The sequence below is a fragment of the Erwinia rhapontici genome, assembly GCF_020683125.1.
Taxonomy (GTDB): Bacteria; Pseudomonadota; Gammaproteobacteria; order Enterobacterales; family Enterobacteriaceae; genus Erwinia; species Erwinia rhapontici.
The window spans coordinates 825046-838329 of the sequence record NZ_CP085627.1; the positions used below are offsets into that span (position 1 = coordinate 825046).

General features: G+C 54.6%; 17 protein-coding genes and 1 pseudogene. 12 read left to right on the forward strand and 6 right to left on the reverse strand.

All coding sequences use genetic code 11. The features are described from left to right. The first annotated feature begins 174 nt into the window (after positions 1 to 174). A complete protein-coding gene (locus LJN55_RS03760) occupies positions 175 to 960 on the forward strand; it encodes a DeoR/GlpR family DNA-binding transcription regulator (protein WP_227535710.1) in 786 nt (261 codons plus the stop codon). Positions 961 to 976: 16 nt separating this feature from the next. Here the strand turns inward: LJN55_RS03760 and LJN55_RS03765 are convergent, their stop codons facing one another. The 3 genes from LJN55_RS03765 to LJN55_RS03775 all read right to left on the reverse strand — a co-directional run bounded on the left by LJN55_RS03765 (position 977) and on the right by LJN55_RS03775 (position 2235). Next, positions 977 to 1249, reverse strand: a complete 273-nt coding sequence (locus tag LJN55_RS03765; protein WP_227535711.1) for a type II toxin-antitoxin system RelE/ParE family toxin — start codon at positions 1247 to 1249, stop codon at positions 977 to 979. Between the two features lie 2 nt (positions 1250 to 1251). After that, positions 1252 to 1686: a hypothetical protein gene (locus LJN55_RS03770; protein ID WP_227535712.1), complete on the reverse strand. Its 435-nt coding sequence runs from the start codon at positions 1684 to 1686 to the stop codon at positions 1252 to 1254. Positions 1687 to 1767: 81 nt separating this feature from the next. Beyond that, positions 1768 to 2235, reverse strand: coding sequence for an Lrp/AsnC family transcriptional regulator (locus tag LJN55_RS03775; protein ID WP_227535713.1), 468 nt, complete (start codon positions 2233 to 2235; stop codon positions 1768 to 1770). 145 nt (positions 2236 to 2380) lie between these two features. Here LJN55_RS03775 and LJN55_RS03780 point away from each other — a divergent pair, with 145 nt between their 5' ends. The 5 genes from LJN55_RS03780 (at position 2381) to LJN55_RS03800 (ending at position 5957) form a co-directional block, all read left to right on the forward strand. Next, positions 2381 to 2803 (forward strand): DUF2000 domain-containing protein, encoded by a 423-nt coding sequence (locus LJN55_RS03780; RefSeq protein WP_200641174.1) that lies wholly within the window; start codon positions 2381 to 2383, stop codon positions 2801 to 2803. A gap of 8 nt (positions 2804 to 2811) precedes the next feature. After that, a complete protein-coding gene (locus tag LJN55_RS03785; RefSeq protein WP_133843645.1) occupies positions 2812 to 3264 on the forward strand; it encodes an acyltransferase in 453 nt (150 codons plus the stop codon). A gap of 599 nt (positions 3265 to 3863) precedes the next feature. Next, complete coding sequence (locus LJN55_RS03790) at positions 3864 to 4565, forward strand: hypothetical protein (RefSeq protein ID WP_227535714.1); 702 nt, start codon at positions 3864 to 3866, stop codon at positions 4563 to 4565. Continuing rightward, positions 4558 to 4980 (forward strand): hypothetical protein, encoded by a 423-nt coding sequence (locus tag LJN55_RS03795; protein ID WP_227535715.1) that lies wholly within the window; start codon positions 4558 to 4560, stop codon positions 4978 to 4980. The genes LJN55_RS03790 and LJN55_RS03795 overlap by 8 nt, the downstream gene beginning before the upstream one ends. A 404-nt stretch (positions 4981 to 5384) precedes the next feature. After that, positions 5385 to 5957, forward strand: a complete 573-nt coding sequence (locus tag LJN55_RS03800) for a MepB family protein (RefSeq protein ID WP_227535716.1) — start codon at positions 5385 to 5387, stop codon at positions 5955 to 5957. An 89-nt stretch (positions 5958 to 6046) separates the two neighbouring features. On the opposite strand, the gene LJN55_RS03805 is transcribed toward LJN55_RS03800, so the two are convergent. Both LJN55_RS03805 and LJN55_RS24025 read right to left on the reverse strand, forming a co-directional pair. Further along, entirely contained in the window at positions 6047 to 6373 is a 327-nt protein-coding gene (locus LJN55_RS03805) for a helix-turn-helix domain-containing protein (protein ID WP_227535717.1), read from the reverse strand. Beyond that, positions 6360 to 6453 (reverse strand): annotated as a pseudogene (locus tag LJN55_RS24025) (type II toxin-antitoxin system RelE/ParE family toxin); the annotation flags it as partial. The gene LJN55_RS03805 and the pseudogene LJN55_RS24025, both read right to left, overlap by 14 nt. A gap of 405 nt (positions 6454 to 6858) precedes the next feature. Here LJN55_RS24025 and LJN55_RS03810 point away from each other — a divergent pair. The 6 genes from LJN55_RS03810 (at position 6859) to LJN55_RS03835 (ending at position 12271) form a co-directional block, all read left to right on the forward strand. Further along, positions 6859 to 8097 (forward strand): urea ABC transporter substrate-binding protein, encoded by a 1239-nt coding sequence (locus tag LJN55_RS03810; RefSeq protein ID WP_133843643.1) that lies wholly within the window; start codon positions 6859 to 6861, stop codon positions 8095 to 8097. A gap of 9 nt (positions 8098 to 8106) precedes the next feature. Beyond that, positions 8107 to 8976, forward strand: coding sequence for a branched-chain amino acid ABC transporter permease (locus LJN55_RS03815; protein WP_133843641.1), 870 nt, complete (start codon positions 8107 to 8109; stop codon positions 8974 to 8976). Then, the gene (locus LJN55_RS03820) at positions 8976 to 9998 is read left to right on the forward strand and encodes a branched-chain amino acid ABC transporter permease (protein ID WP_227535718.1); all 1023 of its coding nucleotides are present in this window, start codon (positions 8976 to 8978) and stop codon (positions 9996 to 9998) included. Before LJN55_RS03815 ends, LJN55_RS03820 begins: the two co-directional genes overlap by 1 nt. Continuing rightward, positions 9995 to 10726 carry an ATP-binding cassette domain-containing protein gene (locus LJN55_RS03825; RefSeq protein ID WP_227535719.1) on the forward strand — a complete coding sequence of 244 codons (732 nt, stop codon included), beginning with the start codon at positions 9995 to 9997 and terminating at the stop codon, positions 10724 to 10726. The genes LJN55_RS03820 and LJN55_RS03825 overlap by 4 nt, the downstream gene beginning before the upstream one ends. After that, the gene (locus LJN55_RS03830; RefSeq protein WP_133843637.1) at positions 10719 to 11426 is read left to right on the forward strand and encodes an ABC transporter ATP-binding protein; all 708 of its coding nucleotides are present in this window, start codon (positions 10719 to 10721) and stop codon (positions 11424 to 11426) included. Before LJN55_RS03825 ends, LJN55_RS03830 begins: the two co-directional genes overlap by 8 nt. A gap of 242 nt (positions 11427 to 11668) precedes the next feature. Beyond that, on the forward strand, positions 11669 to 12271 hold the full coding sequence (locus LJN55_RS03835; protein ID WP_200641192.1) for an ANTAR domain-containing response regulator: 603 nt from the start codon (positions 11669 to 11671) through the stop codon (positions 12269 to 12271). Here the strand turns inward: LJN55_RS03835 and LJN55_RS03840 are convergent. After that, complete coding sequence (locus LJN55_RS03840) at positions 12252 to 13202, reverse strand: helix-turn-helix domain-containing protein (RefSeq protein ID WP_133843633.1); 951 nt, start codon at positions 13200 to 13202, stop codon at positions 12252 to 12254. The genes LJN55_RS03835 and LJN55_RS03840 overlap by 20 nt on opposite strands. Positions 13203 to 13284 lie beyond the last annotated feature (82 nt).

The following is a 13284-nucleotide window of genomic DNA, read 5'->3' on the forward strand; positions in this document are numbered from 1 at the left end:
TTGACTACGCAAACAATCGTTTGTTTTCGAATTGGGCGCAATTTGCTTCCTGTTCTTTTGTGATCGGAGTCATAATCTTTTCGTATTCTTTCGTTATCTTTCTTTGCCTTTATTGTCTTTTACTTTCTAATGCTTCCGTTTAAGCTTTCGCCTGTCATCATTTCAGGAGCCGTTATGAATACGTTTGAACGCCGGAGGAAGATTGTTGAGCTGGTCAATGCTCAGGGAAGCCTGTTGGTTAACGATATTTCGGGGAAGTTAGGCGTGACCGAAGTGACCATCCGTGCAGATTTACGGCTGCTGGAAGAGCGGGGGTTACTGACGCGTTTTCACGGCGGTGCCGCCAGAGTCAGCAACACGCTTCAGGAGCCTGAAGCCGTGCAGTATCATGCGGAAGTGAGCCTGACGGATCGCTATCAGCTGGCCTCCTGGCCAAAAAAACGCATTGCCATTGCGGCCGCAGGGTTGGTGCAGGAAGGCGATACGCTGATCCTCGACAGTGGCAGCACCACCAAACTGATCGCCGAGGAGCTGGTGGCTTTCAGCAATATCACGGTGATCACCAACAATCTGCCCGCGGCTTTTATCCTGGCGGAAAACAAAGATATTACGCTGGTGGTGTGCGGCGGCACGCTGCGGCATAAAACCATCTCGCTGCACGGTTCCATTGCGGAATATGCCCTGCGCGATGTCTCAGCCAACCTGATGTTTGTCGGGGCCGACGGTCTGGACCCGGATAACGGCATCACCACCTTTAACGAAGGGTTTGCCATCAGCAGCGTGATGGCGGCGGCGGCACATAAAGTGGTGGTGGTGACCGATGCCAGTAAATTTGGCCGCAAAGGCTTTAACCAGGTTCTGCCGCTGGAAAAAATCGACACGATCATTACCGACGATGCCGCCCCGTCAGAGGTGCTGGATCAGCTGATCGGCAAAGGGAAGACAGTGATGGTCGTGTAGGCGAGAATGGTGGCGGTTATGGCCATTGACGGGCAGTGTGCAGGATACGCAGTATCTGCAGGCTACAACTATCGACCTGATAAATCATGACGTAATGGGGATGTACCACCGCCTCATGAGTGCCGGGCACTCGCCCCATTTTGTACATGTCCGGGTGACGACATGCTGATTCTGCGATAATTTCAAAGCGATTATCCAGTTCAACTGCGGCCAGCGGGTTGTCTTTGGCAATATAATCCATGATGGTTTCCCTGTCCTTCATGGCAAGTGGCTTCCATACCAGTTCCATGATTATTCCTTAAGCAGAGCGCGCTTCCTCGCGGCAAAAATTTCCCGGGCTTGCTGATGATCAAGGGAAGGGCTGTCATCATTCTGTGAAATCAAAACCTGTTCACTAAACCACTGCTCATACGCTGCGGCTTCATGGGCGCGTTTAAGCGCCGCAGAACGATCGGGCCGTGTGCCCGTTGGTCCTATTTGTGGGTCAAAGCCTGAAGAGTCAATATCAAAGCGTTCGATGCCCAGGTCTTTCAAATAGATAACCAATGACTCCAGTCGTTTAAACAGACGCGTCTGGCGGCTGCGTTGCGTAGCCAGTTGGCTCTCTATACGTCCATGGCGGATCAACAATATCCAGCCTCCGGGCTGAGCCACCACCTGGACGGAGTTGATTGCACCGGCTTCTGCCAACTTATTGAACGTGGCGTGATCGATTGTTTCGTTCATCGTTATGCACCTTAATTCTTGCGCGCAAATAATAATCGAATTATACGCAATTAACTGTTAATCGCAATTCTGCCGGGGTATTTACCCGGCTTTAATCGGATAACTCACCAGCGGCTTGATCTCTTTCAGCACAAACATACTCTGCATCTCTTTGATGCCTGGCAGGCGGCGGATCACCTTCATAGCAAAGTCGGCGTAGGCATCGAGATCCTGCGCCACCACCTGTAACAGAAAGTCCGCATCGCCGCCGATGCTGTAACAGGCCACCACATCGTCCAGTGCAGTCACTTCCTGCTCAAATTTGCGTGCTTCAGCCTCGCTGTGGCTGTCGATCGATACGCGGACAAAGACCATCACCCCCAGGCCAATTTTCTTGCGATTCAGCACGGCACGATAGCCTTGAATCACCTCATCCTCTTCCAGCTTGCGCACTTTACGCCAGCATGGCGATGCTGACATACCGATCTGGTCGGCCAATGTCTGATTGGTCACGCGCGCATCGTTTTGCAGCAGCGCCAGAATTTTCATGTCGATAGTACTTAAGGTCATCTGGTCCGATTCTTCTTAAATTGAGATTTCAGTAGGTTAATCTTGCCCTTTTTAAGCTTTTTTACAACAGATTGAGACAACCTTTTCCGGCCATGCTGCGCAATAATATTTGCCAGACTAATGTGACTGACACCAGGGAATACCGATGAAATTTGACGCCACACAGCACCGTTGTACGATTATTATCGACAATCAACTCAGCCCCGGGCTGGCCATGAATGCCGCCAGCGTCATTGGCATCAGCTTTGGCCGCACGGTCGACAATCTGGTGGGGCCGGATCTGCAAAGTGGCGATGCGGTGAACTATCCGGGGGTGATCTATGCCCCGTTGCCGGTGCTGCTGGCAGAGGGCAGTTATGTGCAACAGTTACTGTCTATCGCCAGTCAGGATGAGGATATCTACGCCATGCCGTTCAGCGCGCTGGCACAGTCGTGCCGGACGTATGAAGAGTATGGGGAACGTATTTCCACAGTCAGCAGCCCACAGATTGAGCTGGTCGCGATTGGCTTAATCGGGCCAAAGAAGAAGATCACGCAACTGACGGGGAATCTGGCGCTGTATAAGTAGAGGGTGCAATGAAGATTATCGACAGTGACATTCGTAATGTGGTCAGCGGGCAAAATGTTCGGGTGATGACCCCGGCAAACATCTATGAATGCGTGTTACAGGATGATGTGTTTGTCGGCCCGTTTGTCGAGATCCAGAAAGGATGCGTGATTGGGCGCGGCAGCCGTATTCAGTCGCACACGTTTATCTGCGAGAACGTTACGCTGGGCGATCACTGCTTTATCGGGCATAACGTCACCTTTGCCAACGATCTGTTTCACAGCGGTAAACCGGATGCGGATGCGCAAAACTGGCTGCGCATCACGCTGGGCGACCATGTTACCGTGGGCAGCGGCGCGACCATTCTGACGGAAACGATATGCAGCGGTGCGGTGATTGGCGCGGGCAGTGTGGTGGTGAAACCGGTGACCATCAAGGGTATTTATGCCGGCAATCCTGCCCGGCTAATCAGAACGCTGTGAACCTCTTCGCCTGTCAAGGCAACCCTTTTTCCAGACTGGTCCATCCCCGCAAGAGCGTGCCCGTTGTGGATTTTAAAACCTCCACGGCATATCGATCTGATGAAGGGGGGCGATCGTCTTTCCGATCGCCCCGTGCTGGTGGCGGAGAGTCCGGTGTCAGGTCCGGGGCCAGTTTGAGCACGCCGGATCGGCAAAAGACGCATCCCTGCGGGCCTCGGCACGCGCCGTCCTGGCGCGTGACGTCCGGCTTACCTCAAACTGGCCCCCTCCCCGCAAGAGAGTGCTTGCTGTGGATTTTAAAACCTCCACGGCATCTCAATCTGATGTAGGGGGCGATCATCTTTTTCGATCGCCCCGTGTCACAGATGGTCAGTGATCAGGCGATAAATCGTCAAATAACGAGGAACTGGTTATCGATAAGCGTATTACTCTTAGGGTGGATTTGGGTTAAATTTAGTCTTTCATATTTTATGTTCGCCATTAATTCCTACAAGACAGTATATAGCTTGTCAGAGAATGCACTTAACCAGAAATATGGAATCATATAAGATCAGGTAGTTGGTTTTTGTAGACATGTTAAAAGGAAAGGAGATTTAAGGATGAGTAAACGGAGTGATATAGTTGATGGTCGCCAAAGTAATCTAAAGTACGGACTTATTTATACTGAAGTCCTCGGATGGATTGATCTCGGTCATGCTCAGGGGACGGATATAAGAGAGCTATTGCGAAGTATTGCTTCAGGAGAGTCCTCCGGCAAGGAGCGCTACGATGTGACCTATTCACAGTCTATGGTTGATTCGACCAGGACCATAAAAATGGGTAAATTTATTACATGGCGTATTAAACGTGGCCGTTCGTATTTCGATCAAAGAAGCATTGCGTTGGCAATGATGATGTCGCTGGCCCGAAATTTTGAAGGGCTACAAGCATCATTTCCCATCAATTGCATTACAGATAGTGGTTTTAGCGGTGAAGATCTGGTATCTGATTTACTAGGTTTTTACCGTGTTGTTACCAAGCAGAATCCTTTTGAATTGCTACGTCCTGTCAACAAGGATGAGGCGTTAAAAAGATGGGATTATTACGGAAATATAGGTTCCTGGAAAAATGATTCTTTTTTTCCATTGTTATTCCCTGACCCTGAAAAATTTCCCAATGCAAGGCCTCGAAAAGGTGTTTTACCTAAATTTATGACAACAGTCAGCCCGTGGAGTGATTTCCATTCCGGGATCGTTGGTATCGCCAGCGCTGACGGTTCCTATATAGATAAAGCTAAAGGTGGAACATTACCCTATGCGTAAGTCATTTAAGGTATTTAGCGGAATCATTATCGTGGTTGCCATTGCGCTCACCTGGGCCTGGCCCTGGATTAAAATGGACTTCGCCGGGAGCGCTCACTATACCGAGCTGGATAAACGGGAATACGATTTTTATACGCCTGACATACTCAAAAACATGCCGCGCATCTCTCCCCGTTATTCGTTTGATTACGCCAACATCACCGGGCCTGCAACGCATGTGTATGCCATGAAATTTTACGATACAGATACCACTCGTGAGGTTGAAAACTATCTGGCGTCTTTGGGATACAGGCAAGTTAAGTGTGATGTTGACGCAGTGTGTTGGCGTAGCACCGACTCTGAGGAAGCCATTTATGTCGACACATTGAAGGGTGAGAGAACCGTTATTGTGCAGGTGGTTTATCACTTCACATAACCGTTTTCGGTGGGTGAACAGCACAAGATGGGGCGGAGAGTCCGGTGTCAGGTCCGGGGCCAGTTTGAGCACGCCGGATCGGCAAAAGACGCATCCCTGCGGGCCTCGGCACGCGCCGTCCTGGCGCGTGACGTCCGGCTTACCTCAAACTGGCTCCATCCCCGCAAGAGAGTGCTTGCTGTGGATTTTAAAACCTCCACGGCATCTCGATCTGATGAAGGGGGCGATCATCTTTTCCGATCGCCCCCTGCCAACGCTGGACAGCGGCCTGATCAACGTGACCCGGAATGGAAAAGGATTATCTTCAGAACGATGCTGCCATCGGTGTTTTACTGACGGCATAATCGACTAAAGTGATTGCCGGAGTGCCTAACTGATACGTGCTTTTTAACAGGGAGTGATCTGTGTCTGATACCGTTACCCACCCATTGACCTGGCAGACCGACCCGGCACTCGGCCTGCTGCCAGTGCAACTCTGCGAGAGTATTGAAAACCTGTTGCTGCCTGCCGGGCTGGTGGTGACCCATGCGCCGCAGCGCGAGGCTGAAAGTGCCGATTACGGAGCCTGCCGACTGTCGATCAATCATCAGACTGTGGTTTTCCGTGTTGCGCGTACCACCCCAACGAAAGTCGGTCAGTTTGTCACGCTATGGCAGCGGCTCGGCGAGGGCGATGAGATCGCCCCGCTGGACAGCGAGCAGGACATTGCCGCCGTGATGGTGGCCGTCTTTGATGAGGAGAACCGCGGTATTTTCCTGTTTGATAGCGACATTCTGGTGAAACAGGGCGTGTTCTCCCGCCAGGGCGTGGGCGGCAAGCGTGCGTTGCGTGTTTACGCGCCCTGGGTCACACCTCTGTCGCGCCAGGCGCTCAAAACACAGCAGTGGCAGAGCCGCTATTTTTATCCGCTGCATTCTGAATACCCTGCGGGTGGCGATGTGTGGCAGGGGCTGAATCGGGAGAACCGGGGAAGCTAGCCCCCACGACATGATGATGTTGGCGTAGGGGCCAGCTCTTTTTTCCGGTCGGCCGTGTTGATGGTGTGTACCTTCTTTTCAGCTCGACGTTACTCCGCAAAAACCTCAATCCCTTTACGATCAAGGGTGTTTAACAGGCGAAGTGCGGCACCATTTGGCTTTTTCTCTCCACGTTCCCATTTTGAGATGCTGGCTACTGTCATATTCATCGTATAGGCAAGTCCGGCCTGGCTGATCCCCAAACGGTCACGCATCGCCCGGATATCTTTGCCTTCCATTACCATGATTTTTGGCAACTTTTCGCGAATTTCCTGAGCTTTGATGCGGGCATCCAGACGTTTGACTGTCTCATCTGAAACGGCGCCGATTTCATTAAAACTGTGCGCCATTTCCTGTAGTTGTTTAAGACGGCTCATAACAATGTACCTCTCTTAATCTGCCTGTCTCTTATTGCCTTATTAATAGTCTGAGCTGACATGCTGAGAAAATCGTGAGCAAATAATGCCCTCTCATTGATGATCAAGTGGTCTGATGGGCTTGCCGATGATGATTTTTAAACATCTTTTTTATCATAATACTGTGTTCAAAATGCCAACCTCTGTTACCTGCCTGTCATAGTAATAAATAATTAAATCAATATCTTATGCACCATATCTGCACATTGCTGTGTGCCAGGATAGTGCATATATCGCTCTGATAAACACACCGACAGTGCCCACGCGGCGTACTGCCTGCCCCCGCAATCCTGGCCTGTTAATTGCTTAGTTAATCCTGCTAACCCTTTAGCCTGACAATGGCGTCAGTCAACGTTAACCATCCCAACATCCCCTTTCTCTTTCATGGCGATCATGAAGGGCTTTCCGTGGGGAAAATAAATTAAAAAACAGCATCAGGAGTGTTTATGGCTATCAGTCGGCGTTCATTTATCAGTGGCAGTGTGGCATCCGCAGTCGGCATGGCAACGCTGGGGCTACCGAAGTTCAGCTTTGCCGCGGGCGACAACCCGATCAAAGTGGCGACCATTCTCGACCTGTCAGGCGGCCTGGATATTTACGGTAAACCGATGGCCGATGCCATCAACCTCGCGGCGTCCGAAATTAACGCCAGCGGCGGCCTGCTGGGACGGCCGTTGCAGATGATTACCTATGACGCGCAGTCGAATATGCAGCTCTATGCGCAGTACGCACAGCAGGCCGCGCTGAAAGATAAAGTGGCCGTGGTACACGCCGGGATCACCTCTGCTTCACGTGAAGTGATCCGCCCGGTACTCGACCGCTTCCGCACCCTCTATTTCTACCCGGCGCAGTATGAAGGCGGTGTCTGCGACCGTAACTACTTCTCATCCGGCTCTACCCCGGCGCAAACCGTTGAGAAGATGGTGCCTTATGCGATGAAGAAGTGGGGCAAAAAGGTTTACATCCTGGCGGCCGACTACAACTACGGCCAGATCATCTCCTCCTGGGTGAAGAAGTATGTTGCCGATAACGGTGGAGAAACCGTGGCCGTCGAATTCTTCCCGCTGGACGTCACCGACTTTGGTGCCGCCATCTCGAAAATCCAGACGGCGAAACCGGACTTTATCTGGTCGGCGCTGGTGGGCGGGGCGCACCTGTCGTTCTACCGCCAGTGGCACGCGGCAGGCATGACCGGAAAAATCCCGATGACCTCCACCAGCTTCGGCAGCGGTAATGAACACATCATTCTCTCGCCGGAAGAGAGTAACGGCATGCTGATCTGCGCCAACTATATGCAGGAGATCAACCAGCCGACCAATATCGACTTCGTTAAGCGTTTCAAAGAGAAGTATGGCCCGAATGCCCCTTATGTCAGCGACCTGGCGATGGGCGCCTATCAGGGCTTCCTGCTATGGGCGGAAGGGGTGAGAAAAGCGGGGGATACCGACCGGATGAAGGTGATTGAAGCACTGGAAAGCGGATTGTCGATTGATTCACCCAGCGGTAAAGCGACCGTCGATGCGGGCACCCATCATCTGACGCTGGATGTGCATATCGCGGAGGTCAAAGACCACCAGATGCAGATCCTCGAAACCTATGCGCAGCAGCCACCGCTGGATACTGCAATGGTGTGCGATCTGAAAAAGAATCCGCGTGACACCAAGCAGTATCAGATACAGCTGTAAGGAGGGAATATGGACTGGATCATTATCTACAGCGTTGAAGTGCTGAACGCGATTGCCACGCTGATTGTCATGAGCCTTGGGCTGGCGGTGGTGTTCGGCATGATGAAGATCGTCAATATGGCACACGGTGAATTTATGATGCTGGGGGGCTATGTGGCGATCCTCGCGACCAATCAGTGGGGCGTGCCGATCTGGATCTCCATGCTGGTGCTGGCACCGCTGGTGGTGGGGATCTTTGGCATCGTGGTGGAGCGGGTGATCATCCGTAACCTCTACGGGCGCATCATCGACACCATGCTGGCGACCTGGGGGTTGAGCCTGGCGATTATCGGCTCGGCAACCATGGTGTTTGGCAATACGACGCTCGGCATCAGCTCCCCGCTTGGGGGCGTGACCATCGGCAGCCTGAATACCAGCGGTTATGCGCTGTTTATGATCGGCTTCTCACTGTGTCTGATGCTGGCGCTGTGGCTACTGCTGAAGTTCACCACCATCGGGCTGTGCGCCCGCGCTACCATGCAAAATGCACGGATGGCAGCGGCGCTGGGCACCAACCCCGGAAAAATCTACAGCCTGACCTTTGGTCTGGGGGCGGCGCTCTCCGGCCTCGGCGGGGCACTGCTGGCGCCGATCACCGGGGTGATCCCGACGATCGGCATCAGCTATATCGCCAAAGCTTTTATCACCGTGATCGGCGGCGGTAGCGCGATCATTGCCGGAACGCTCACCTCCTCAACGTTGTTTGGTTCTATTTCGCAGGTGGTCACCTTTATGTCTACGCCGGTGTTTGGTGCGGTGGCGCTGCTGCTGTCGGCCATTGTTCTGCTGCGCCTGTTGCCGCAGGGCATTACTGGTCGCTTCTTTCGGAGATCCCTGTGATGAGAACATGGCCTGAATGGGTAAAAACGCTGCTGGTGGTGATCCCGGCGGCGGGGGTGACGCTGTGGTTATCCGGTGCGCTGGAGCTGTACACGCTGCTGTCGCTGACGGTATTTCTGGTGATGGCGATCCTGTCGCTCAGCCTGGCGTTTATCTGGGGCTACGGCGGTATTCTCTGCTTCGGTCAGGCGGCATTTTTCGGTATTGGCGCTTACACCTACGCTATCTGTGCGATTAACGTTGGTGACTCCACCTGGGCTGTGGTGGCAGCGATTGTCGTGCCAACGCTGTTCTCGTTACTGCTGGGGTACGTGATTTTTTACGGCGGCGTCAGCGACGTCTATCTGGGGGCGATCACCCTGGCGGTCAGCCTGGTGCTGTTTAACTGGATGAACTCCACCTCCGGCAGCGAATACCGCCTGGGTGAAGCGCTGCTCGGCGGTTTTAACGGCATGCCATCCGTGCCAACGCTGAACGGCCTGTTCAGCCCCGACGATATTCTGTCGCCGGAAGCGATTTTCACCGTCACCGGTTTCTGCCTGATCCTCTGTTACGCGCTGCTGAAGCTGACGCTGGCCAGCCGCTTTGGCAAAACCGTGGTGGCGATCCGTGAAAACGAACAGCGCGCCGGGCTGCTGGGCTATAACGTCCCGGCCCATAAGCTCGGCACCTTTGCCATTGGTGGCGCAATTGCCGGGGCGGCGGGCTGCCTGTACGTCAACTGGGGGGCATTCGTCAGCCCCGGCGTCTTCAGCATCAGCCAGTCGGCGCAGATCATTATCTGGGTGATTGTCGGCGGGCGCGGCACCTTAATCGGCCCGGTGATCAGCTGTGTGGCGTTGCAGTGGCTGGTGACCCGTCTTGGGGCGCAGCAGAGCGTCGACACCAATCTGGTACTGGGGGTGATCCTCACCGCCTTTGTGCTGCTGATCCCCGGTGGACTGCTGCCTACCTTACAGCGGCTGATACGGCGTAAAGCCAGACCACAAGCGGATGCTGAGATGTCGGAGGTGAAACTGTGAACAGCCGGATTATTCTACAGACAACGAAAATGGGCGTCAGTTTTGGCGGTGTCCATGCGGTAAAAGAGGTGGATTTCACCCTGCGTGAGGGTGAGCTACGCTGCCTGATCGGGCCGAACGGCGCGGGGAAAAGCACCTTCTTCAAGATGCTGAGTGGCCAGGTGCTGCCTACGCGCGGCGAGTGCCGTTACCGCGACCAGGTGATCTCCGGCCTGAAACCCTGGGCCATCGCCCGGCTCGGCATCGGAATTAAAACCCAGGTACCCAGCGTATTCGAGGGCTTAAGCGTCTATGAAAATCTGTGGCAGGCGGCAGCGGTAAAACTGCCGAAAGCGCAGATCCCGCAGCATATTGCCCAGGTGCTGGAGCAGATCGATCTGGTGGCCAGCGCCGACACGGTGCTGTCTGAGATGTCGCACGGTCAGCGGCAATGGGTGGAACTGGGGATGATCCTGATTTCAAAACCCGATCTGGTGCTGCTGGACGAGCCTGCCGCCGGGATGACCTGGCACGAAGTGCGCAAAACCGCCGAGCTTATCAAAGAGATCAATCTCAACAGCACGGTCGTGGTGGTGGAGCATGATATGGAATTTATCAGCATGATCGCACAAAAGGTGACGGTGTTTAACCAGGGGGAGGTGCTGGCGGAAGGCACCTTCCGCGAGGTCACGCAGAACCCGGCGGTCAAAGAAGCTTACCTCGGAAATACGGAGATCAAACATGCTTGAACTGAAAGGGCTGGTTTCCGGTTATGACAAAGTGCCGGTGCTGCATAACGTTGATCTGTTTGTCGGTGCCAAAGCCTTTACTGGCATTCTGGGCCGTAACGGCATGGGGAAAACCACGCTGCTGCGCGCCATCATGGGCGAACTGCCCGGCTGGCAGGGGCAGGTGTTGCTGAACGGCATTGATATCAGCCGCTATGAGGCGCATCAGCGTGCGGTGGCGGGCATTGGCTTTGTGCCGCAGGGGCGGCAGATTTTTCCCACGCTGACGGTGGAGGAAAACCTGCGCATGGGCTGTGTGAAAAACTTCGCCAAGGCGGCACCGATGGTGGAGCGGATGCTGGAGCTGTTTCCGCGACTGAAGCGGCTGGTGGCTCAACCCGGCGGATCGCTGTCCGGCGGTGAGCAGCAGTTGCTGGCGCTGGCCCGCTGCCTGTGCGGTGAACCGCAGCTGGTATTGCTGGATGAGCCAACGGAAGGGATCCAGCCGAATATCTGTGAGGAGATCATCGAGACGCTACGCGTGCTGCGCCATGAAATGGATATTTCTATTATCCTGGTGGAGCAGGACATCGAATTCCTTTATGCGCTGTCCGACCGTATTCATGTGATTGAGAAGGGCGCGATTGTTGAGGTGATTGACCCGCGCCAGACCAGCGCGCAGGCGATTGCCGAACAGCATATCGGGTTCCATGTGGCGTAGGGATGCGTCTTTTGCCGATCCGGCGTGTTCAAACTGGCCCCGGACCTGACGCCGAATGATCAGCTATTAATTTCTGTGGGAATCTCTCAGGGGCTGACCTTCTGTATCGGTCTGCCCGCAAATCCTGGCGCGTTGAATATAATTCCCGTCCTGCGCGGCACAGTGTGGCACCGCACAACGCGTTACCTTCTCTGATGATGGTACGGCCTGTTGTCGTGCTGCACTGACGGGAAATGCATGCGATGGGTACTGATACAACGCTGGGTGGGTTAAACGGCCTGAAGGTGTGCATGGTGCATCCGGCCAACCGCGAGGTTGATGCCGTTGCCGGGCAATTGGTTGCGCTGGGCTGCACAATGTTGCACTGCTGGCCGCTGGCACAATCGATGCCGCAGGCGGATGTGGTGGTGGTGCGCATCGATTGCCGCTATCGCCCGGCGCTGCTGGCCCTGAGCCAGGCGCTGCGCGAGCACGAAGTGCCGCTGATAGCGCTGGTGAACTATCAGGATCTCGCTGCGCTGGCACTGATGCTGGAACTCACCCCACAGGCAAGCATGGCCGAACCGCTTAACCCGTTCGCCCTGGCGGCACAGCTAAACGCCTGCGCGCAGGTGGCGCAACAGCTGCGTCATCTGAAGCAGGAACTGACGCAAAGCCAGCGCCGTCTGTTTCTTCACACCAAACTCAGCCGGGCCAAACTGCTGCTGATGAGTGAGCGCCACCTTGATGAAGGGAGCGCCCACCGTTTACTGCGCTCTGAAGCGATGAACCGACGTTGTACGCTGGAGCAGGTGGCCGACCGCATTATTGATGACAGCCTGAACCTCACTCGCCAGGCAGGCTGACGCTGCGTTTTTTTATCAGTGAGGTGGGCGAACAGCCAAAGGCCTTGCGGAAGGCCAGGCTGAAATGTGACATATCGTTAAAGCCGTGATCGAACGCCACTTCGGTGATGCTGCGCGCCCGTCCTTCCAGCAGCACTTTGCGGCAGGCGACCAGGCGCAGCTGCCAGAGCGTGCCGATCGGCGTACTGTCGTGGGCGGCAAACAGGCGGCTGACGGTGCGGGGGGAAACGTGGTGGGCGCTGGCGAGGCTGGCAATCGAAAGCTGCTGTTGATGCAGGTTCTGCTTCAGCCAGGCGACCATGCGGGCATACAGATCCGGTTTGCCTGACGCATCGCTTTTTTGCAGGTTAATGGCGGCGGCAATCAGTTCAAACAACGTGCTGGCAAACTGCCCGGTGTGCCCGGCACTCTCGGTATCACTGTTGTAGTCGAAGGCTTCCAGCATCATCTGCCGTAAGGTGGTGACGCCCGGACGATGGGCATCAAGCCTGACACCGGCAAGCGCATCAATCCCCGGTGCGCTGTGATCAAACACGGTGCGCGGAAGGCGGATGATATTGATCGCGGCCTGATCCATGGCGAAGTTAAACGGCCGTGCAGCATCATAAATCACCATATCCCCTGACTGCGCCGTACTGCGGTGACCATTCTGCTCCAGCTGACCGCTACCGCTACGAAACAGTCCGATATAGTAGTCACTGGCCGGGTGCTGGCGGATGCACTGCGGAGTGCGCTGCCACACCAGCGCGGTGCGCGAGGTATGGCTGGCAATATCAACATCGGCCAGTGTGCTGTAGGTGAAACTACCCGAGAACTCCGTGGCCTGGGTCTGCTGTGCCCGGGCATTGATCAGCCGCGAACACACGGCATCGCGCCAGGCATCAAAACGGTGGCGGGATTCAAAATCCTCAGTGGAAAAATACTCTTTCATGCTCTTTCCTCGCAGAGTGACCGGGCATCAGCGCAATATTCTTCGCGAACTCATCACTGATACTGCAAAAACAGGGCCATAA

Bases quoted from the DNA above. Each gene is read 5' to 3' on its own strand.
- LJN55_RS03760 (WP_227535710.1), top strand. From the start codon at position 175: ATGAATACGTTTGAACGCCGGAGGAAGATTGTTGAGCTGGTCAATGCT.
- LJN55_RS03765 (WP_227535711.1), bottom strand. From the start codon at position 1,249: ATGGAACTGGTATGGAAGCCACTTGCCATGAAGGACAGGGAAACCATC.
- LJN55_RS03770 (WP_227535712.1), bottom strand. From the start codon at position 1,686: ATGAACGAAACAATCGATCACGCCACGTTCAATAAGTTGGCAGAAGCC.
- LJN55_RS03775 (WP_227535713.1), bottom strand. From the start codon at position 2,235: ATGACCTTAAGTACTATCGACATGAAAATTCTGGCGCTGCTGCAAAAC.
- LJN55_RS03780 (WP_200641174.1), top strand. From the start codon at position 2,381: ATGAAATTTGACGCCACACAGCACCGTTGTACGATTATTATCGACAAT.
- LJN55_RS03785 (WP_133843645.1), top strand. From the start codon at position 2,812: ATGAAGATTATCGACAGTGACATTCGTAATGTGGTCAGCGGGCAAAAT.
- LJN55_RS03790 (WP_227535714.1), top strand. From the start codon at position 3,864: ATGAGTAAACGGAGTGATATAGTTGATGGTCGCCAAAGTAATCTAAAG.
- LJN55_RS03795 (WP_227535715.1), top strand. From the start codon at position 4,558: ATGCGTAAGTCATTTAAGGTATTTAGCGGAATCATTATCGTGGTTGCC.
- LJN55_RS03805 (WP_227535717.1), bottom strand. From the start codon at position 6,373: ATGAGCCGTCTTAAACAACTACAGGAAATGGCGCACAGTTTTAATGAA.
- LJN55_RS03810 (WP_133843643.1), top strand. From the start codon at position 6,859: ATGGCTATCAGTCGGCGTTCATTTATCAGTGGCAGTGTGGCATCCGCA.
- LJN55_RS03815 (WP_133843641.1), top strand. From the start codon at position 8,107: ATGGACTGGATCATTATCTACAGCGTTGAAGTGCTGAACGCGATTGCC.
- LJN55_RS03820 (WP_227535718.1), top strand. From the start codon at position 8,976: ATGAGAACATGGCCTGAATGGGTAAAAACGCTGCTGGTGGTGATCCCG.
- LJN55_RS03830 (WP_133843637.1), top strand. From the start codon at position 10,719: ATGCTTGAACTGAAAGGGCTGGTTTCCGGTTATGACAAAGTGCCGGTG.
- LJN55_RS03835 (WP_200641192.1), top strand. From the start codon at position 11,669: ATGGGTACTGATACAACGCTGGGTGGGTTAAACGGCCTGAAGGTGTGC.
- LJN55_RS03840 (WP_133843633.1), bottom strand. From the start codon at position 13,202: ATGAAAGAGTATTTTTCCACTGAGGATTTTGAATCCCGCCACCGTTTT.